Here is a 20074-nt window from a genome sequence, read left to right as displayed (position 1 = left end):
CTCGCCCGCGCCAGCCGTCACTTCTTTTTCTTCTTCGTCGCCGGCTCAACCTTCGGCGGGGGTGGCTTGGAAATCAGGTCGGCGTCAGGCGGGCTGAACGCGGCCAGCAGCGCGCCGCTGGCGCCGTCCCACATGCGAAGCACGCTGTCCTGGCCACCGGCGATGACGAGCCTGCCGTCGGGCTTCACGGCCGCGGAATACACGAAGTCGGTCGAACCCGGAAAACTCCGCACGGTGTTGCCGCCCTCGGCGACGAGCCGGACCAGATTGTCGCCTGAGGTCGCCACGAACTGGTCGCTCGCACCCACGTAGCAGAGCGAGGTCACTTCCTTCGTCGCGCCCGCGATGGTGCGCTTGCCCTCCCCCGTGTCGAGGCTCCACACCTTGATGTTGTTGTCCGCGCCTGCGCTCGCGATCGTCCGGCCTTCGCGGCGGAAGCTCACGCCGAGCACCTGGTGCGTGTGGCCCTCGAAGGACTTGACGAGTTTCACCTCGGCGAGGTCCCACACTTTCACGAACTTGTCCGCCGCGCCCGACACAAGCCTCGTGCCGTCGGGCGAGAAGTCCACGCCCTGCACGGTGTCGCTGTGCGCGTTCTTCAAGTCGTGCGCGAGCGTGCCGTCGGCGACGTTCCAAATCTTGAGCTGCCCGCTGCGCGACGGGTCGCCCGAGCCGGTCGCGAGCAGTTTGCCGTCGGGGCTGAAGTCCAGCGCGTTCACGCGGCCGCTCAAGGGCGAGCCCGGTTCGCCCGTGCCGATGACGCGCTCGAGTGTCCACGGCGGGTTCAAATCCCACATGACCGCGCTCTTGTCCGTGGAACCGCTCGCGAGCGTCGCCGCGCTGGTGAACTGCAGCGAAACCACCGCGCCGGTGTGGCCCTTGAACACCTCGAACGGCGCGCCCGTCTCGGCACTCCAGGTCCTGACCATTCCATCGTCGCCCGCGGTCGCGAGCGCGCGATTGTCGGGCGAGAACGCGACGATTCGCACCGGCTTCTCCGCGTCCGCCGCGGCTTTCTTCGCCGCGGCGGAATCTGCGTCGGCCTTTTTCTGCGTTTCCTCGGCCTTCGCGACGTCGGCTTTTGCGGTGGCAGTGACACCGGCGGCCTTCTTCGCTTGTGCTTGCGCGAGGGCGAAGTTCTCCTCGGCGGTGGTGTATTTCTTCACCTCGGCGGTCGCGTCTGTGAACGCTTTCGTCAACGGAGCAAGCTTGTCGTTCACGGTCTTGGCCGCCGCTGCGGCATCGGTGAACGCCTTGTCGAGGTTTGCCTTCGACTCGTTCGCGGCCTTGATCTTCGCGGTCAACTCGGCGACGGCTTTCTCCGCATCGGCGAGCGCCTTCGCGGCTGTTTCCTTGTCCTTCGCCTTCGATTTCTTGTCGGCGGCGAGTTTGTCAAAGCCAGCCTTCGCCATCGCGACCTTGTTGGTCGCGGCCTTCGTGCCGGCATCGGCGCCGCCGATGATCTTGTCGTTCGAGTCCTTCGCGTCCCTCGCCTTCGTCTCGGCGGCTTTCAGCGGCTCAAGTTCTTTCTCGACGGGTTCCTGCTTGGCCTTCGCCTCGTCCACGGCCTTCTTTTTTTCGGGGAGCGTCTTCGCGAGCGCGTCCTTCTCGTCGCCGGTTTTCTTCGCGGCGTCGTCGCGCTGTTTTTGGGCGTCCTCCGCGGACTTCTGTGCAGCCTTGCGGAAGGTGACCTCGGTCACGGCGAACGCGGCATCGGTCTCCCGCGTGGCCTGCGTTTCCTGCGCGTAACGGTCGCCCTTCAAGTCTGCGACGAGCTTGCCATCGGCGGCGTTCCACAGCTTCGCGGCCACGTTCGTGCCCGCGGCGGACGCGAAGAACTTGCCGTCGGGGCGCGCCGCGACCGACGTGACCGCGCTGCCGTGCGCCATCGAGCGGATCGCCGTGCCCTTCTCCAGGTCCCAATGCGTCACCTTGCCGTCCGCGCTGCCGGAGAGGAGCTGCACGCCGTTGGTTGTGACGGTGTCGAGCGAAGTGACCGACTTCGTGTGGCCCTTGAGTTCCTTCACGGCGTCGAGTTTGCCGCCCGCGGCGTCGGGGAGCTTGAGCACGCGGATGAGATTGTCCGCGCAGCCGGCGGCGACCTGCTTCGCGTCCGCGGCCCACGTGACGGCGTTCACCTCGGCGGGCAGCTCGGCTTCGGCGAACAGCGCGCCATCCGCGACGGTCCACACGCGCACGGACTTGTCGGTCGAACCGGAGATGAGCCGCGCGGAGTCGGGGGTGAACTTGAGGCCCGTCACCGGTGCGCTGTGCTTCGAGAGGGTCTTCGTGCTCTTGCCGGTCGCGAGGTTCCAAATCTTGATGCTGTTGTCGTCGCCCGCTGCGGCGAGCCACTGACCGTCGGGACTTGCGGCGGTGACGGCGAATGACTTCTCCGCGCCGCCGGGAAGCTTCGCTTTTTGCGCGGTGGCCGGGCGTTTCCACAACTTCACCTGCCGGTAATCGCCCGACGCGAGCAAGGTGCCGTCGGGATTGAAGGCGAGCGAGTGCACCATGTCGCGGTGCGCGACCGCGCCTTTGCCGGGAATCTTCGCCATCGCCGGGTCCACGAGGCGCGTGACGGCGTTGGAGGATGGCACGTGATAGATGAAAATCTGGTCCGCGCGGCCGGCGGCGGCGAACTGGCCGTCCTGCGTGAGGGCGACGGCGTAAATCGGGTTGAGCCCCGGCGGCAACGGCTGCCACACGATGGGCCCGGCGCCCTTGACCTCGCCCTTCGCGCCCTCGTCAATCCACTGCGCGATGAGGCCGAGTTCCTCGGGCGTGAGGTCCTTCGCGCCGACCTTGTTCTTGGGCGGCGGCATGTAGGGTTTCTTCTGCTGCGCGCCGAGCTGGATCAGGAGGCTCGCGGCGGACTTGCGCGCCTTCGCGGCCGGGCCGGAATCGCCGCCTTTCAGGATGTCCTTCGGCGTCTCGAGCACGAGCTTCTCCTCGGCGGTCGTCTCGTTGTGGCACGCGAGGCACTTGGCGCGGAGGATGGGCAGGATCTCCTTCTCGAAATCCACCGCCTTCGGGTGCTTGATCTTGGCGATGGCGATGGGCTGGTGCGCGTCCGACTTGGGCGCCTCGGCCGGCGCGGCGGCTTTTTCGGCGTCCTTTTTCTCGGGCTCTTTCTTCACCGTTTTGGAGTCAGCGCCGAACGACGTCGCCAGGCAGAATGCGACGGTGAGTGCGTGCGTGGTTGTGGGAATGAAACGGGTCATGGCAGTGGTCATAAGTGGCTGGATCAAACTTGGGATCGCACGGCTGCTCGTGCCAAGCATCACTTCTTCGCCTTCGGGAGCTCGAGCAGTTTGAGGGCGAGGGGTTGGTCCACGGTGAGGTTCTGGTTGTTGAGCTTGAGCTGGGCTTGGACGGTGAGTTTGTGGTCGCCGGCGGTGGCGTCGGCACCGGCGGTCAGGGAGAGCGTGGCCTGGGTCTGGTCTTTGGCGATGGTGACTTTCGCGGCTTGCACGCCTTTCACCGCGCCGGGGACGGTGAGGACGACGTCCACGGGATCGGCGTAGCCGAAGAGGCGCGTGATCTTGACGGGGACGTCGAGCTTGGCGCCCTGCGAAACCTGGCCCGCGGGTGCGCCGAGTTCGACGGTGATGGGGGCGGGGGCGAGCTTGATCTGGATGGGCGCGGAATAAACGGAGGCGAGGACGTCCTTCGGCGTGGCGATGGTCGCGGCAGCGGTGGCCTTGGCTTTCAACTGGTCGCGCTGGGTCTCGGCCGCCTTTTGTTTCGCGGCGGCTTCCTCGCTGGTTTTCTGGGCGGCGGCTTTCGCGGTTGCGGCGGCGGCGGCCCTGGCCTTGGCGTCGTCCGCAGCTTTCGCGGCGTCGACGGCGGCTTTGGCAAGGTTCTGGTCGGCGGCGGCTTTCTCGGCGGCGGTCTTCGCCTGAGCGGCCTTTTCGGCGGCGGTTTTCGCGGCGGCGTCGGCATCGGCCTGGGCTTTGACGGCGGTGGCGAGGTCGGCGGCGGCTTTCTTCGCGGCGGTGGCGAGGTCGGCGGCGGATTTTTCCATCGTCTTTGCGGCTTCGTCCGCGGCCTTTGCGCCTTCGGGGTTGTTGCGGTATTTGCCCTGCGTCTGCGAGGCGAGGTAGAAGGTGTGGTCGCCCGCGGGCAGCTTGAATTGCGCGAGGTCGATCGTGAGCGTGGTGTTGGTGGCCTTGCCGTCCACGGTGATCGCGGGCATCGGATCGAGCACGGGCAGGCCGGTGGCCTTGAGGCTGAGGTTTTGCGTGAAGTCGCCGCGGCGCATGACGACGAGGGGGATCTGAAGCTTGGCCGCGATGGAGTTCTCGAACGGCTTCGCGTCAGCGGGCCGGACCACGACGGGGGCGGCTTCGACACCGCTGACGGACAGCACGGTCTCGCTCGCCAGCCGCGCGCGGACGGCCTCGTTCGACGGGTCGGCGATCGTCCACACGAGCGCCGCGCCGCGGGCCTCGCGCGCAACTTCCGTGTCGCCGACCTTCGCGCGGCCCGTGACTTTGAGCGGGCCGGTGAAGGAGGCCGCGTTGTCGCTCGCGGTGAGGAGCAGTGTGCCCACGTTGCGGCCGCCGGGAATAACGACGCTTCCCGCCGTGACGCCCGCGGGCAGCGACTCGGCGGCCACGGTGATGTCGCCGCCGAAGTTGTCGCGGCGCAGCGCGATGACGCGGATGGGCTGCGTCTCGCCGCGGCGGAGGAGCGGCTTGCTGAACTCGAGGTTCTTCGCGTCCTTCTTCGGCATGGGTGCGGCGGGGATGGCGACGAGGCGGAAGTCGGGCGACTCCTTGCGCAGGGCGAGGCGATAGACGAGCGCGGGATTCGACACGGTGCGGTTGATGTAAGTGTCGCGGACCACGATGCGATACGCGCCGTCGTCTTTGGCCTCGAAGCGGCCGGCCGGGTCGCGCGAGGCGGCGTTGAAGTCGGGCGCGCCGCTCGGGTTCGTGTCGGAGCCCTCGAGTGTGAGCACATCCGTCGTGGTCTCGGCGCCCTTGTCGTCCTTCGTCACGCGCTGGATGATGACGAGCGGCGCGGTCGGCAAACCGAGCCGCGCGGAGGTGACTTCGACCCAGAACGCGTCGCCTTTCTTTGCGTCGAAGGCGAACCAATCCTCGTCGCGCGCGGGATGGAACTGGCCGCAGATTTCCGCGGGCAGCGAAATCTTCTGCGCCTGCGCGGGCTTGGAGTTTGGTTCGGCCTCGGCGACGACGGGCGCGGTGGCGAAGGTGATGAGCGCGGGATTCGAGACGCCGAGCGGCGTGGTGATGGCATACTCGAAGCCATCGAGCGCGGCTTGCGCGGGCGACGTGTGTGTGCGGCCGGACAGGCGCAAGCGCGTGGCGGCATCGCCGGGCACGTCGATGTCCACGACGAGCTTTTCGAGCGGCTTGCCGTCGGCGGACTTCACGTTTGCCGCGGTGCCGCCGGGGAGGTTGCGGCCGTAGAGCGTGAACTTCGCCTTCGTGCCGGGCTGGCCGCACGGCGGGAACACGAAGTCAATCCACGGGCCCGTGCTGACGGTGAGGCGGTAGAAATGCTCGGCGCCGCCGCCGAAGGTGAAGTCGTGCGCCTTGATGATGCAATCCATGTCAGCGGGCGCGGTGAAGTCGAGCAGGCCGGCGCGGCGGACGCGGTCGAGCTCGCGGCCGGTGGCGTCGAGCAGCACGAGCACGGCGTCCATGCGCGAGTCAATGTCGCGCGAGTCGCAGCGCACGATGAGGCGCTGGCCCTTCTTCGCGGCGAACTTGAAGTGGTCGGCGTTGTTGGCCTCGGCGCGGGCGTTGACCGTGGCGTTGACCGCGAGCGCGATCGCGCCTGCCAGGCTGTTGTTGGTGCTGGCCTCGTTGGATTCCGGCAGCGAGCCGACGACGAACGCGCGCGGGTTCGAGATGCCGAAGCGGCCGATGATGCGCGCCTCATACACGCCCGGCGGGACGTTCGCGGCGACGTTGACGACGAAGGTGTTGGCGACGGGCTGGTCGCCGGCTCTCTTCTGCGCGGCGGTGATGCCGGCGTGGGTAAACGTCATGCGGTCCACCTCGTCGAGGTCGCCGCCGGTGATGACGACCTCGGTGGTCGCGCCGGACCTGGCACCGGGCGGGAAGACGGTGAGCAGGCGCGTCTGCGGGAGCTGGACCTGGGCCGCCGCGGACGCGGCGATGAGGCACACGCCGAGAACGAGCGTGCGGGCGAGGCGCGGTGACGATTCAAGATGTGAGAACGAGTTCTGCATGGTTTTGCCCCAGTAATGACCCCGCTGGAACGGGGTTTCTTCGACAAAACTTGGCCGCGGAAAGGGTGACGTCCTGTCAAACCGTCAGCTCATCAATCGGCGTGCCGCGTGGGAGCACCGGGTGCGGGCGGCCCTGATGATCCTCGTAGTTCACGGAGGTGTCCACGCCGAGGTGGCGATACATCGTGGCGAGGACGTCGGCGGGATGCTTCGGGTTGTCCTTGGGCTCACCTCCGCGCGCGTCGGAAGAGCCGACGACGCGGCCGCCCTTGACGCCGCCGCCGGCGATGGCGGCGCTGAAGACGTTCGGCCAGTGGTCGCGCCCGCCCGTGGAGTTGACCTTGGGTGTGCGGCCGAATTCGCCCCACGCGATGACCATCGTCGAGTCGAGCATGCCGCGGGATTCGAGGTCCTCGATGAGCGCGGTGTAGGCGCGGTCCCATCGCGGCAGGAAGCCGTCGCGCATCGTCTCGTAGCCCTTCACGTGGGTGTCCCACCAGCGGACATCCACGGTGACGAGGCGCACGCCATACTCGACGAGCCGCCGCGCGAGCAGGATGCGCTGGCTCCACGCGGGCACGCCGCAGCGGTCGGGCGTGGGCGCCTTGTATTCGGGCATGAAGCCGTAGCGCTCGCGAATCTTCGCGGGCTCGGCGTCGAGGTTGAAGGCGTCGCGCGCGGCGGCGCCGGTGACGATGTCCCACGCGCGCTGCTGGAAGCTGTCGAGCGCCACCATCTGGCCGCTGGCGTCGGCTTCGCGGCGGATGCGGTCAATGCCGCTGATGAGCGAGCGGCGGTCGGTGAGGCGGTCGAAGGAAAGCCCCTCGGACAGCTCGAAATTTGGCACGCTGAACGGGCCGTCCTTGGCCGGGTCTGCGTTCGTGGCGAACGCGGCGTGCTTCTGCCCGAGATACGCCGCGCCGCTCCCCGGCATATCGCGCGGGATGATGACGTAGGGCGGCATCTTCGGGTTCAAGTGGCCGAGTTGCTTCGAGACGATGGAGCCGCAGCTCGGATAGACGTTGATGTCCGGCTGGCCCGGATTCGGCAGGTAGCCCGTGAAGCAAATCTGGTCGCCCGCGGAGTGGCCGGCGTCGGTGTGGTGCAGGCTGCGGATGATGCTGTATTTGTGCTGGATCTTCGCGTGCATCGGCAGCAGGTCGCAGATCTGGATGCCGGGCACGCTCGTGCTCATCGCGCCGAATGAGCCGCGATAATCCTCGGGCGCGTCGGGCTTCGGGTCCCACGTCTCGTGCTGGCTGGGGCCGCCGCGCATCCAGAGGATGATGACCGACTTGTCGCGCGAGGTGGGCTTGCCCGCGGCGCGCGCGGCGGATTCGACGCGGAGCAGGTCCGCGAGACCGAAGCCGGCGCTGGCGAGGAAACCCGACTTGAGGAAGCCGCGGCGGTTCTGGCGGAGCAGGCTCCGGAACTCGGGACAGCCGACACGGTTGGGCTGGTCGAGGCGAGTCATGCGGCGGTCAATGGTTGAACAGGAACTCCTTGCTGCTCACGAGCGCCCACACGATGTCCTCGTAGGCCTGGCGCTTCGCGACGGGCTTCTTCGCGGCGTCGGCTTCCTTCTTGAGGACTTTCTCGATGTGCTGCTTGGCGAGTTCGGCCTCGTAGGACTCGGGGTTGCGCGCGTAGGCCCACTGGTAGAGTTCGCGAAGCTTGTCGTCGTCGGTGCGCTTGTCGTCGGTGGCGAGCGCGGCGGCGCGGCCGTTGTCGGCGGCGAGCTTGGACTGGATGTCCTTTGAGTTGAGCAGATGCAGGCTCTGCGCGAGCGAGGCGTCCTGCGAACGCTCGCACTCGCACGAGCTCGACGAGTCGGGGCGGCCGAAGACCGTGAGGAAGTAGGAGCTGGCGTTGTAGCTGTTGTCGGGGAGCTGCACGGCGCGGGTGCCGGGCGGGAGGCCGGCCCACGTGGGCTCGGACTTGGTGACGACATTGATGGCGTCGAAAAGCACCTCGGCGGTGAGGCGCTTCGGGTAATAGCGCGAGTAGTAGTGCTTGTCGGCCTTGTTGAAGTCGTTCGGGATGGCGCTGAGCTGGTAAGTCGTCGAGCGGGTGATCGTGCGCACGAGGGCCTTCATGTCGAAGCCCGATTCGATGAAGCTTTTCGCGAGCGCGTCGAGCAGCTCGGGGTTCGTCGCGGGGTTGGTCTCGCGCATGTCGTCCTCGGGCTCGACCAGGCCGCGGTTGAAGAAGTGCTTCCAGTAGCGGTTCGCGAGTGAGTGGGCGAAGAAGCGGTTGTCGCGCGCGCTCATCCAGTCGGCGAGCGCATGCCGGGCGTCTTCGTCGGGGATGATGTCGAGCGGCGGCGCGCCGAGCCCGGCGGGCTTGACGGTCTGGTTGTTCTTCTTGTTCTGCGTCGTGGGCACGGCGCGCTTGGCGAAGATGATTTCCTCGCCGGGCTGGCCGCTGGGCTTGCGGCTGACCTGCGAGAAGAACGCGCCGAAGCTGTAGTAGTCGGCCTGGCTCCACTTCTCGTAGGGGTGGTGGTGGCACTGCGCGCACTGGAGCCGCGTGCCGAGGAATAGCTGCGCGGTGTCCTCGAGCTGCGTGGTCATGTTGTTGACCTGCCGATACCACGCCACGGGCGGGTTCTCGCCGATGTCGCCGGAGGCCGCGAGGATTTCGCGCACGAACTGGTCGTAGGGCTTGTTCACCACGAGGCTGTCGCGAATCCAGTTGTAGAAGGCGTAGGTGCCGCGGGTGTGCGTGGGCTGGACGCGCTTGTTGCGAAGCAGCGCGGCCCATTTGTTCGCGAAGTAGTCCGCGTAGTCCGAGCTGTCGAGGAGCTGGTCAATCCACTTGTCGCGCTTGTCGGCCGACTTGTCGGCGAGGAACTTTTCCACCTCGGCGGCCGTCGGCGTGCGGCCGGCAATGTCGAGGGTCGCGCGTCGCAGGAAGGTTGCGTCGTCGCACACGGGCGACGGCGGCATGCCGACTTTGACGAGCTTCTTGAAGACCAGCTCGTCCACGAAGTTTTTCGCGACGGGCAGGTTTTCGACCTTCTCGCCGAGCGGCACCGTGGCGACAAACGTCGCCACCTTCGCCTGATAGCGGACCATCACCGCGACGTCGCCGGTCTGGCCGGTCATCGTCACGCGGCCGTTGCTGTCGGTGGCGGCGATGTCCTTGTCGTTCGCCTCGTAGAGCGCGCCGCGGGTGACGTCCTCGGTGCGGCCGTCGGTGTATGTGGCCACGACGACGATTTGCTGCTCACTGTCCTTCGTCATGGTGCGCTCCTTCGGGAAGACCTCGATGCGCGCGACGGTCGGGTCTTTCGGGTCGCCGTAAGGCATGCCCTGGGCGATCCAGCGCTTGATGAGTTCGTAATCGTAGGAGCCGATGTCAATGCGCTTGCCGCCGCCGTGCGGCGCGACCGCGGCGGCCTTGAGCAGCAGCAGACTCTGGTCGGGCGCGGGCGGGAAGAGACGGCGGCCGCGCGCCTCCTTCACGAGGTGCTCGTAATCCTCCACCGGCTCGAAGCCTAGCAGTGAGAGCTTGAAGCCGTTCTGTCCGCTCGCCTTGCCGTGGCAGCCGCCGCCGTTGCATCCGGCCTTGGTGAAGATGGGCACGATCTGGTTCGCGAAATTGATCGCGTTGACGGACTTCGCGTTCTCGACTGCGACCTCGATGCTGGCGGTGACGCCGTCCTTCGATCGTGCGGTGACGGTGGCCCTGCCATCGGCGACAGGCGTCACGAGACCTTCCTTGTCCACGGCGACGATGTTCGCGGGCGCGGCGGAGTAAGTGACGGTCCGCGTGTAATCGCGGACGTTGCCGGCGGCGAACTTTGCGGTCGCGAGCAACTGCTGTCGCGCATCGCCGCCCTTGAGCTTGATGGACGCGGGTTGGTCGGGGTCGGCGATGTGCAGCACGAGCGACGCGGGTTTCTCGGAAGGCCTGGCCGCGGTGGAGTCCTTGGCGGGCTTGGGCGTTTCCTTCGAGGGGCCAATCGCAGCGGCGGCGCAGGCGAGTGTGGACGCCGCCACAAACGCCGCGGTCGAGTGTAACCAATGGTTTTTCAGTCGCATAATCCTCTGTTGCCAGGTCAGTTTCGAACGCTTGCCGAGCCGGCTCCATCACACCAATTCAGGAATCGGCGCATGCTTGTCGACGAGGTAGTGCGGCCGGCCGGCGAAATCGGGCAACGTCTGCACGTTGGGCTGGAGGCCGCAGTTGTGATAGAGTGTCGCGAGCACTTCGCCGAGATGCACCGGGCGGTCCGCCGCCTCGCCGCCGCCGCGGTCGGTCGCGCCGAGCACCTGACCGGTTTTCATGCCGCCGCCGGCGAGCAGCGCGCTGCCAACGCGTGACCAGTGGTCGCGGCCCGCGCTGCCATTCACGCGCGGCGTGCGGCCGAATTCGCCCCACACGACGACGCTCACGTCCTTCGCGAGTCCGCGTTCGTGCAATTCCTCGACGAGCGTGGTGACTCCTTGGTCGAGTTGCGGCAGTTGCGTGCGTAGCGTCTGGAAATTCTGGCTGTGCGTGTCCCAGCCGCCGAAGTTCAAAGTCACGCAGCGTGCGCCGGCCTCGACGAGGCGCCGCGCGATGAGGAAATTCTCCAGCCCGCGCCGTCCCTGCGTCGGTGAGTTGTAGCGCGCGACGACCCTCGGATCTTCGTTCTTGAGGTCGAGCGCCTTCACGAGCCGGCTCGAGGTGATGACGTCGAACGCCCTTTGATTGAAGCCATCGAAGCCCTCCATCATCCGGCTCGCGTCGGCGTCACGGCGGAACTTGTCAAAGGAAGTGAGCAGCGCCTTGCGGTCCTCGAGGCGGTCAAGCGTGACGCCGTTGAGCACCATGTCGTTCTTGCCGGGGCCGCTCGGCTCGAAGGAACCGTGCGCCGCGCCCGCGTAACCGCTCGGCGCCGTCCTCCCGGAAAGCGCGACGAACGCGGGCACGCCCTCGCGCGCGCCGAGGAATCGCGAGAGCGTCGCGCCGACCGAAGGCCAGCCGCCGGGCGGCTGTTTCTGCTCCACGCGGCCGGTCATCGTCTGGAAGGGGCTGTGCTGGTCCACCTGCCCGACGAGCGCGCGGATGGGCACGAACTTGTCCATGGCCGCCGCGAGTCGTGGCATGTGCTCGCAGACGCGGATGCCGGGGACGTTCGAGGAGATGGCGCGGAACTCGCCGCGGATTTCAGAGGGCGCGTTCTCCTTGATGTCATACATGTCGAGGTGCGACGCGCCGCCCGGCAGGTAAATCATGATGACGGACTTGTTCGACGCGCCGTTGCCGGCGAGCGCGTCGAGTCGCATCAGCGATGGCAGCGAAAACGCGCCCATGCCGAGCGCGCCGATGCGGAGGAAGTTGCGGCGGCTCACGCCGTCGCAGAATCGATTCTTGTCGCCGTAAATTGTCAGCATGAGATCTTGATGTTCCGATGAGCTTCCAGCCGCGATCCCTTGTAACGGATCGAGGGGGACGCCCGGCTCAACTACCCCAACATTTCCCGCATCGGGTCGCAGTCCGGCTCGACGAGGTGCTGCGGGCGGCCGCTCAGGTCGTTGACGTAAGTCTTGTGCACATCAATGCCAAGATTGCGATAGAGCGTGGCGAAGACTTCGCCGAACTTCACCGGCCGGTCCACGGCTTCACCGGCGATGCGGTCCGTCGCGCCGATGACCTGCCCGTGCTTCATGCCGCCCGCGGAGAGCAGCGCGAAGGAAACATTCGGCCAGTGGTCGCGGCCGGCGGAGCCGTTGATCTTCGGCGTGCGGCCGAACTCGCCCCACACGACAACGGACACGTCCTTGTCGAGACCGCGTTGATAGATGTCCGTGAGCAGCGCGCTCAGCCCTTGGTCGAGCAGCGGCAAATCCTGGCGCAGCGCGCCGAAGTTGTCGCCGTGGTGGTCCCACCGGCTGAAGGCAAGCGTCACGCAGCGCGCGCCCGCCTCGACGAGCCGTCGCGCGGCGAGGAAATGTTCCATCAGCTTCGGCCCGCCGTCGTCGCGGTTCTTTGGGTCGCCCTTGCCGTAGCTGTCGCGGACTTTCGGGTCTTCTTTCGAGATGTCGAGCGCCTCCATCAGCCGGCTCGACGTGAGCACTCCGAACGCCTGCTCGTTGAACGTGTCGAGACCTTCCATCAACCCGCTCGCGTCCACGTCGCGGCGAAACTTGTCGAAGCTCGCGAGCAACGTCTTGCGGTCACCGAGCCGGTCGAGCGTGAGGCCGTTGAGCACCATGTCCTCCATGCCGCCGCCTTTGTTCGGCTGGAACGGCGAGTGGCCGGGGCCAAGAAAACCGGGCTGGCCATTCTCCGACCATGGCGTGTGGCCCATCTTCGGCGCAAGGCCGACGAACGGGACCATGTCGCGCCGCGCCGCACCTTCGACCTTCGAGAGCACCGAGCCGAGCGCGGGCCAGCCGCCGGGCGGCTGGTTGCGACGAAGCCGTCCCGTGTAGCATTGGAACGACGAGTGGTCATCGGCCGCGCCGACCATCGAGCGGATGATCGTGCACTTGTCCATCAGCTTCGCCATGCGCGGCAGGTGCTCGCAAATCTGAATGCCGTCCACGTTCGTCGCGATGGGATTGAACGCACCGCGGAACTCGCTCGGCGCATCGGGCTTCAGGTCGAACATGTCCTGATGCGAGGGTCCGCCCGGCAGGAAGATCATGATGACGGCCTTGTGGCCGAGTCGCGTGCCGGCCTGCGCCTCGGCGCGGAACAACTCCGGCAGCGCGAGACCGCCGAGTCCAAGCGTGCCGATCTTCAGGAAGTTGCGGCGCGAGACGCCGTCACAGAAGCCGGTGTGCTTGGGGCCGAGTATCGTTAGCATAAACAGGGCTGGTTCTTTGGTAAGTTTATGAACTTCCGACGCCCGGCCCGCAAGATCAATTTAAGGAATGTTCAGACATTTTCGCCGCCCCGGCGCGCGCCCGGCGCCCATCCACGCCGAAACCGCATGACGGCGCGGCGAATCCCGGTTGTCATTTCGACGGGGCGTGGCTTAATTGGCCCCGAACCAGCGGCCGACCCGTCGCCGCAGACTGCGACGATCCCGCACTCGAACACCTCACCATGACACGCGACCAAGTGCTCGACCTCTACTTCATGGACGCCCGCTTCAAGCTCATCGAACTCGCCGCGTTCCTCGACCGCGTGGACCGTGCGCCGGGCGAAGACGACTTCCGCATCCGCGCCTTCCGCGAGGCGATGAAGGAACTCGCGAAGAAACAACCTGAACGCGCCAGGCAAGTCCTGCTGTCCCTCAGCGACCCGACGACCAAGCCGCTGACGAAGGCAACGGTGAAGGGGGCGACGGGGGCGTGGCCGGGAAAGGCCAGTTGACCCGCCTGCCGTGAAACACTACCGTTTCACACCATGAGCACCGCCACGGTCAGCATCCGCGAGCTTCGCACCGACTTCCGCTCCGTGAAGAGGAAGGTCGAGGAGTTTGGACGAGTCACCATCACGGACAACGGTCATCCGGCCTATGTCATGGAGCCGGTGGCGCCCAAGCCCAGGAAGCGCAAGCCGCTGCCCGACTACATGGCGAGGTTGAAGGCGCAGCGAGCGGAACCGATGTCGATCGAAGCAGCCCAGGCCATTCACGATTTCAACCGTGGCGACCGCTGAGTCCATGTATTGCGACCCGAGCGCGCTGATTCCTCTTTATCTGCACCAGCCGCGCTCGCGCGAACTAGTCGCATGGCGGGCAAGGCTGGGCGGCTCGCTGCCGATCACCCACCACGGACGGGCTGAGGTAGTCAATGCCATCAGTTTGGCCAGGTTTCGCGCCGAGATTGCAGCGGACAAAGCCACCGAAGCTTGGGCCTTGCTGGATCACGACATAGCCGAGGGCCACCTGCACCTGGTCTCACTGGCTTGGCGCGCGGCGTTGAATGAGGCGGTCGCATTGAGCCAGGCCCACTCGCCGCGATTCGGCACTCGCGCGGCAGACGTGCTGCACGTGGCCTGCGCAGTGGAACTCAAGCTGAAGCACTTCCTGACCTTCGACGACCGGCAGCGGAAGCTGGCGGCGGCGGCAGGACTCAAACTTGTGAGGATTTGACATGCGCTACATCGAACCCCACGGCCACATGGTCAGCCGCACGACGGATGATTACCGCGACATGGTCACCGCCGGGTGCGCCGCCGTGTGCGAGCCGGCGTTCTGGGCGGGCTACGACCGCAGCAGCGTGGACGGCTTCCACGACTACTTCTGCCAGCTCACCGACTACGAGCCGAAGCGCGCCGCCAAGTTCGGCCTGCCGCATTTCTGCTGGCTGTGCATCAACCCCAAGGAATCCGAGGACACCAAACTCGCCGAGGAAGTCGTCTCCATCATCCCCAAGTTCCTCGACCGGCCCAACGTGCTCGGCATCGGCGAAATCGGATTGAACAAGAATTCGAAGAACGAACTCAAGGTGCTCGAATGGCACATTGACCTCGCCGCGCGCACGAACCAGTTGATCCTCGTCCACACGCCGCACCTCGAGGACAAGCTCAAGGGCACGCGGCTGATCATTGACGCCCTGAAGGCCGACCGGCGCATCGAGCCCGCGCGTTGCATCATTGACCACGTCGAGGAACACACGGTGAAACTCGTGCTCGACGCGGGCTTCTGGGCGGGCATGACGCTGTATCCCGAGAGCAAATGCTCGCCGGCGCGCGCGATTGACATCCTCGAATGTTACGGGCGCGAGCGCCTCTGGATGAACAGCGCCTGCGACTGGGGCGTGAGCATCCCGCTCAACGTGCCCTACACCGCGCTGGAAATGCGCAAGCGCGGCTGGACGGCGGCGGACGTGGACGCCGTGGTTTACGGCAACCCCATCCGCTTCATGAGCCAGTGTCCGAAGTTCACGCTGGCGGGCGCTCCAGCGAAACCGCAATCCGTTCAATTCTCTGAATGCAATCGATCCGCGTGAAGTTTCGGCTGGATTTCGGAAGGGCTCGGACCATACAAGTAAGATCGTCATGATTCCTTCCCGACCACTCGGCTCGCGTTTGGTTGCAGTCGGAATGGTCACCCTGGCCATAGCCGCCTGTTCACGACCGGTCGAGCCAACGGCTGGAACCAAGCCCATTCCCGACTTGCTCAAAGACCTTACCAGTGCCACCGAGGCAGTTCGGAACAATGCTTCGGACGCGCTGCGAGCTTCCGCGGCGATGGTGGTGCCCGTGCTCGTGGAGATGGCCCGATCCGACGACACTGAATTCAACAAGCAACTCAAGGCGGTCGTGGGAACCGACAAACTGGATGAGTTGAAGCTTGCGCCTCCAGTGGTCCGGCGAGCTCAAGCTTTGAATGGATTCCGGGCACTCGGTGCGGCCGGTGCGCCCGCCGGTCCCGCGCTCTTGGGAATGGCGCGGGACACAAAAACTTCCGTGACTGCGACTCTGGCAATGGCATGCATCGGGGGCGACACCTTGAACCCGCTTGTGGACATGCTCTCCGATCCCAACCCGCGGCTCGTCGGCAACGCGCTGACCGCGCTCGACTCGGTCAACCCATCAACTCCGGACGCCGCCCGTGTTCTTCTCGCACGGCTAAGGGACACAAACGCTGTGGCACGCGCGGCTGTTGCCAGGGCCCTGGGGCGAAGCCGCCAGGAGCCCGAGACCTCCGTTGTCGAAATCTCGCGACTCCTCCACGATCGCGAAGAAGCCGTGCAAGTTGCGGCGTGCGTCGGGTTGGGTGCGCTCGAATCGAGAGCTGTTTCAGCGGTGCCTTTCCTCCTCCCGCTAGCAAAGAAAGCCGCGGAGAAATCATTGCGGGATTCTGCCGGGATCGCGGTTTGGCGGATCAGTCCGGACGAGGCAAGGAAGGCTGGGATCGACGAATCCCTAATCAAGCCCGTAACCTACACTGGGCCGTCAGAGCGCTAACCAAGGCTAACATCTAGGCCATAGTGAGCCGCCGCCTAAGCGGCGTGTGACAATTACGGCTGGAGCCGCTAGTATCGCTCCATGCAGCCAGTCCGCATCGCCGGGATTTTGGGCGCAGTCCTTTTCGCGCACGCCGCCACCGCGCAGTCCACGAACCGCTTCACGGTCCTTCAGCGGCTCGAACCCGCCCACCTCAAGGCCACGCGCGAGGCGCGCGAGCGGCTTGCCCGCGAACGCCAGCCCGTCCCGGGCTTCGGTCACTACAACGACTACCGCGCCGTGTTGCACGTCCACGCGGAGGACAGCGACCACACGAAGGGCACGCGCGAGCAGGTCCTCGCGGCTGCGAAGAAGACCGGCGTGCAGGTGGTGATGTTCACCGACCACCGCGGGCCCAAGGCCGACACATGGCGCGGGTTGCGCGACGGCGTGCTGTTCTTCGCCGGCTCCGAAGTCGGCGGCGGCGGCGAGTTGTGGTTCCCCGAATTCGGCGCGGACGGCAGGGCCGTCGAGAAGAGCGGGCTGCGCTTCCTCTCGCACATCGAGGAGCGATTCGACGCGGACTCGAAGGGCTTCGCCGGGCTCGAGATTGTCAACCGCCACACCGACGCGAAACTCGACAAGGGCTTGCACCTCTACCTGCTGGCGAATTCCGTGAGTGAGATCTCGTGGCAGAGGCTGGTCGCGACATTCAAGGAGTATCCCGACGAACTGTTCGGGGCGGGCAGCGATCATCGCGACCTGATCATGGCCAAGTGGGACCGCGAGCTTGTCGCGCGAAGGTTCTTCACCGGCATCGCCGCGAACGACGCGCACCAGAACCAGGTGTTCAAGGACATTACGTTCGATCCCTACGACGTGAGCTTCCGCAACCTGACCACGCACATCCTCGCGCCCGACCTGGCCGAGCGGGCGATCCGTGACGCGCTCGCGGCGGGTCGCTGCTACGTCGCGCACGACTGGCTTTGCGACCCGACGGGCTTCGGCTTCGCGTGCATCAACAACCTCGGCACCTTTGGCATGGGCGACTCGGCGCAACTCGGTGTCGGCAGCGGGCGCACGCGGTTCGTCGCGCAGGCGCCGGTGGCCGCGCGCTACAAGCTGATCCGCGACGGCAAAGTCATCGCGGACCGCGTCGCGACGCGCTTCGAGCACGAACCCAAGGAGAACGGCTCCTACAGGCTCGAGGCGTGGCTGAACATCGCGGGCGAGGACCGGCCGTGGATTTACGCGAACGCCATCCACGTGGGCGCCAGTTCGCTGAATGGAATCCGCATGACGCCCATCGAGGCGCCCGGGGTTTTGGCGGCGAAGAACATCCGTTATTCGGAGACCGGCGGCGCCGACCTCGCGACGAAGCAGATGCTCGACGTGTATTCACCGAAGGGCGCGACGAACGCGCCCGTGTATGTCTTCCTGCACGGCGGGGCGTGGCGGTTCGGCGACCGCAACTTGTATCCGTCGCTCGGCACGTTTTACGCGCGGCACGGCATCGTGTGCGTGGTGCCGAGCTACCGGCTCGCGCCGCGAAGTCCATGGCCCGCGCAGGCCGAGGATGCCGCGGCTGCGTTTGCGTGGACCGTCAAGCATGTCGCGGAACACGGCGGCGACCCGAAGCGCCTGTTCATGGGCGGGCACTCCGCGGGCGGGCACCTGTCGGCGCTGCTGGCGTTGAATCCGCGATTCCTCGCGGCGCACGGGCTTTCGGCGCGGCAGATCAAGGGCGTGCTCGGATTGAGCGGTGTCTACGACATGAACATTGACGGGCTCACGTCGGTCTTCGGCAACGATCCCGGCGTGCGTCGCGACGCTTCGCCGCTGGGCTTTGTGAAATCGCCCGCGCCGCCGTTCCTCGTGAGCTACTGCCAGTTCGATTACTTCACGCTGCCCGCGCAGGCGCGCGCGTTTCACAATGCGCTGCGGAAGTCGGGCGTCGAGTCGCAGCTCGTCTACACGCCGGGCGAGACCCACATCATGGAAGTGTTCGCCTTCCTGCAGGACCAGAACGACACGGCGAAGGCGATCCTCAAGTTCATCAGGGAAACGAAGTGACGCGACGACGCTGCCGGCATCCCGCGGGAGACCGTGGGGACAGACGTTGAGCGCATCCGTTACGCGATCACCTTCTGCGCCACGTGGCCGTGGACGTCGGTGAGGCGGAAGTCGCGGCCCGCGTATCGGTAGGTGAGCTTCTCGTGGTCGAGCCCGAGCAGGTGCAACGCCGTCGCGTGCATGTCGTGCACGTGCGTCTTGTCCTCGACCGCCGTGCCGCCGTGGTCGTCGGTCGCGCCGTGCGAGTAGCCGCCCTTCACGCCGCCGCCGGCCATCCACATGGTGTAGCCCTTCGCGTTGTGGCCGCGGCCGTCGGCCGAGCCGTTGGTCGGCGTGCGGCCGAATTCACCGCCCCAGATGACGAGCGTGTCCTTGAGCATGTCGCGGCGCTTGAGGTCGGCGAGCAACGCGGCGATGGGCTGGTCCACCGCGGCGCTGCTGCCGTTGAGCCGGGTCTTCAGGCCGTTGTGGTGGTCCCAGCCCTGGTGGCAGACCTCGATGAAGCGCACGCCTGCTTCGGCGAACCGCCGCGCCATGAGGCATTGCTTGCCGAAGCCTTCGGTCGGCCCGCCGCCGATGCCATACGATTGCAGGGTCGCGGCGGATTCCTTGCGGAAGTCCATGACCTTCGGGATTTCAGCCTGCATGCGGAACGCGAGTTCGTAGGACTGGATGACGCCTTCGACCTCGGGGTTTGCACCGCCGGTGAGCAAGTCGCGGTTCATGGACTGCACCAAGTCGAGCTGCTCGCGCTGGGCCTTCTCGGACAAGCGCGGGTTGCGGATGTTGCCGATGCCCTCGGTGGCCATGGCCGCGTTGCCCTTCGCGGGCTTGGCCGAGGCGTTGCCGGCGGGTTGGTCGATGCGCGTGCCCTGGAACGACGCGGGCAGGAACGCGCTCCCGTAGTTCTGCGCGCCGCCCAGCGCGACGGGCGCGGCGATGGTGATGAAGCCGGGCAGGTTCTGATTCTCGGTGCCGAGTCCGTAAAGCGTCCACGCGCCCATCGAGGGCCGCACGAATCGCGCGCTGCCGGTGTGCATTTGGACGAAGGCCTGCGGGTGGTTCGGGATGTCCGTGGTCATGCCGCGAAGCAGGCAGATGTCGTCGGCGTGTTCGGCGACTTTTGAAAATGCGTCGGAAATCCACAGACCGCTCTGGCCGCGCTGCTTGAACTCTGCGACGGGCGCGACGAGCTTGCCCTTGTCCCCGGCCTTGCCTGCGTCGGCGATGAGCTTGGGCTTGTAGTCGAAAGTGTCGAGGTGCGAAGGCCCGCCCTGCATCGCGAGGAAAATGATGCGTTTGGCCTTGGGCGTGAAGTGCGGGGCCTTGGGCAGCAGCGGGCTCTGATACGGCGCGGCGGCCTCGGCGCACAACCCTGCAAACGCGAGGTAGCCGAAACCCGCGCCCGCGCCTTTGAGCATGTCGCGGCGGGTCAAAACGAGGGGCTGCACCTGGGAACAATCAAACGGGCGGTTGGTGCTCATGGTTTGTGTCTATTTGATATACCTGAACTCGGCGCTCGCTATCAAGGCCTGGCAAAAGGTCGTCCACGCGGTCTCGGGCGAACAACCCGGCTCGGCGGACAACTTCTTCAAGTAACTCTCGCCGCGCGCGAGTTCGACGGGGGTTGGCGGGCGCGAGAGCGCGGTCAGATACGCGCTCGTGATTCGCGCGCGATCATCGGACGCAGCGGTCTGCACACGCTTCGCCAGCGCGGTGGAGTTCTCGTGGATGAACGGGCTGTTCAACATGAACAACGCTTGCGACGGCACAGTGGTCACATCGCGGTTTGCCACCACGAGGCTGGGTTCGGCGAAGTCGAACAGGTCGAGCACGTCGGGCACCATGTCGCGAACGATGGGCAGGTAAACGCTGCGCTTGCGGGAATCCGCCTTGAGGACGGCGTTTCGGTTGCGGCCGATGTCCATGTCGCCG

14 protein-coding genes are annotated in these 20074 nt (G+C 66.3%); 6 read left to right on the top strand and 8 right to left on the bottom strand.

The genetic code is table 11. From position 1 onward, the window contains the following. Positions 1-17 precede the first annotated feature (17 nt). The 6 genes from FJ386_05530 to FJ386_05505 form a co-directional block, all read right to left on the bottom strand. Positions 18-3284, bottom strand: a complete 3267-nt coding sequence (locus FJ386_05530; protein ID MBM3876166.1) for a hypothetical protein — start codon at positions 3282-3284, stop codon at positions 18-20. Next, complete coding sequence (locus FJ386_05525) at positions 3284-6229, bottom strand: hypothetical protein (GenBank protein MBM3876165.1); 2946 nt, start codon at positions 6227-6229, stop codon at positions 3284-3286. Before FJ386_05525 ends, FJ386_05530 begins: the two co-directional genes overlap by 1 nt. Positions 6230-6305: 76 nt before the next feature. Continuing rightward, positions 6306-7703, bottom strand: coding sequence for a DUF1501 domain-containing protein (locus FJ386_05520; protein MBM3876164.1), 1398 nt, complete (start codon positions 7701-7703; stop codon positions 6306-6308). A 7-nt stretch (positions 7704-7710) separates the two neighbouring features. Continuing rightward, the gene (locus FJ386_05515) at positions 7711-10275 is read right to left on the bottom strand and encodes a DUF1549 domain-containing protein (GenBank protein MBM3876163.1); all 2565 of its coding nucleotides are present in this window, start codon (positions 10273-10275) and stop codon (positions 7711-7713) included. A 48-nt stretch (positions 10276-10323) separates the two neighbouring features. After that, positions 10324-11613: a DUF1501 domain-containing protein gene (locus FJ386_05510; GenBank protein ID MBM3876162.1), complete on the bottom strand. Its 1290-nt coding sequence runs from the start codon at positions 11611-11613 to the stop codon at positions 10324-10326. Between the two features lie 71 nt (positions 11614-11684). Next, complete coding sequence (locus FJ386_05505) at positions 11685-13031, bottom strand: DUF1501 domain-containing protein (GenBank protein MBM3876161.1); 1347 nt, start codon at positions 13029-13031, stop codon at positions 11685-11687. Positions 13032-13273: 242 nt separating this feature from the next. On the opposite strand from FJ386_05505, the gene FJ386_05500 reads away from it, so the two are divergent. The 6 genes from FJ386_05500 (at position 13274) to FJ386_05475 (ending at position 18139) form a co-directional block, all read left to right on the top strand. Next, a complete protein-coding gene (locus FJ386_05500) occupies positions 13274-13543 on the top strand; it encodes a hypothetical protein (protein MBM3876160.1) in 270 nt (89 codons plus the stop codon). A gap of 33 nt (positions 13544-13576) precedes the next feature. After that, positions 13577-13831 carry a hypothetical protein gene (locus FJ386_05495; protein ID MBM3876159.1) on the top strand — a complete coding sequence of 85 codons (255 nt, stop codon included), beginning with the start codon at positions 13577-13579 and terminating at the stop codon, positions 13829-13831. Positions 13832-13835: 4 nt separating this feature from the next. Then, positions 13836-14267 carry a type II toxin-antitoxin system VapC family toxin gene (locus FJ386_05490; GenBank protein ID MBM3876158.1) on the top strand — a complete coding sequence of 144 codons (432 nt, stop codon included), beginning with the start codon at positions 13836-13838 and terminating at the stop codon, positions 14265-14267. A 1-nt stretch (position 14268) separates the two neighbouring features. After that, on the top strand, positions 14269-15126 hold the full coding sequence (locus tag FJ386_05485) for a metal-dependent hydrolase (protein MBM3876157.1): 858 nt from the start codon (positions 14269-14271) through the stop codon (positions 15124-15126). Positions 15127-15175: 49 nt separating this feature from the next. Continuing rightward, on the top strand, positions 15176-16087 hold the full coding sequence (locus tag FJ386_05480) for a hypothetical protein (GenBank protein ID MBM3876156.1): 912 nt from the start codon (positions 15176-15178) through the stop codon (positions 16085-16087). Between the two features lie 81 nt (positions 16088-16168). Next, positions 16169-18139: a hypothetical protein gene (locus FJ386_05475; GenBank protein ID MBM3876155.1), complete on the top strand. Its 1971-nt coding sequence runs from the start codon at positions 16169-16171 to the stop codon at positions 18137-18139. Between the two features lie 59 nt (positions 18140-18198). On the opposite strand, the gene FJ386_05470 is transcribed toward FJ386_05475, so the two are convergent. Beyond that, a complete protein-coding gene (locus FJ386_05470) occupies positions 18199-19623 on the bottom strand; it encodes a DUF1501 domain-containing protein (protein MBM3876154.1) in 1425 nt (474 codons plus the stop codon). Between the two features lie 9 nt (positions 19624-19632). After that, positions 19633-20074 (bottom strand): DUF1553 domain-containing protein (locus FJ386_05465; GenBank protein MBM3876153.1); only part of this gene is annotated, 442 nt, incomplete at its 5' end.

The sequence above is a fragment of the Verrucomicrobiota bacterium genome (genome assembly GCA_016871675.1).
Classification (GTDB): Bacteria; Verrucomicrobiota; Verrucomicrobiia; order Limisphaerales; family VHCN01; genus VHCN01.
Note: the sequence above shows the minus strand (reverse complement) of the source record. Positions and strands in the feature narration are given on the sequence as shown.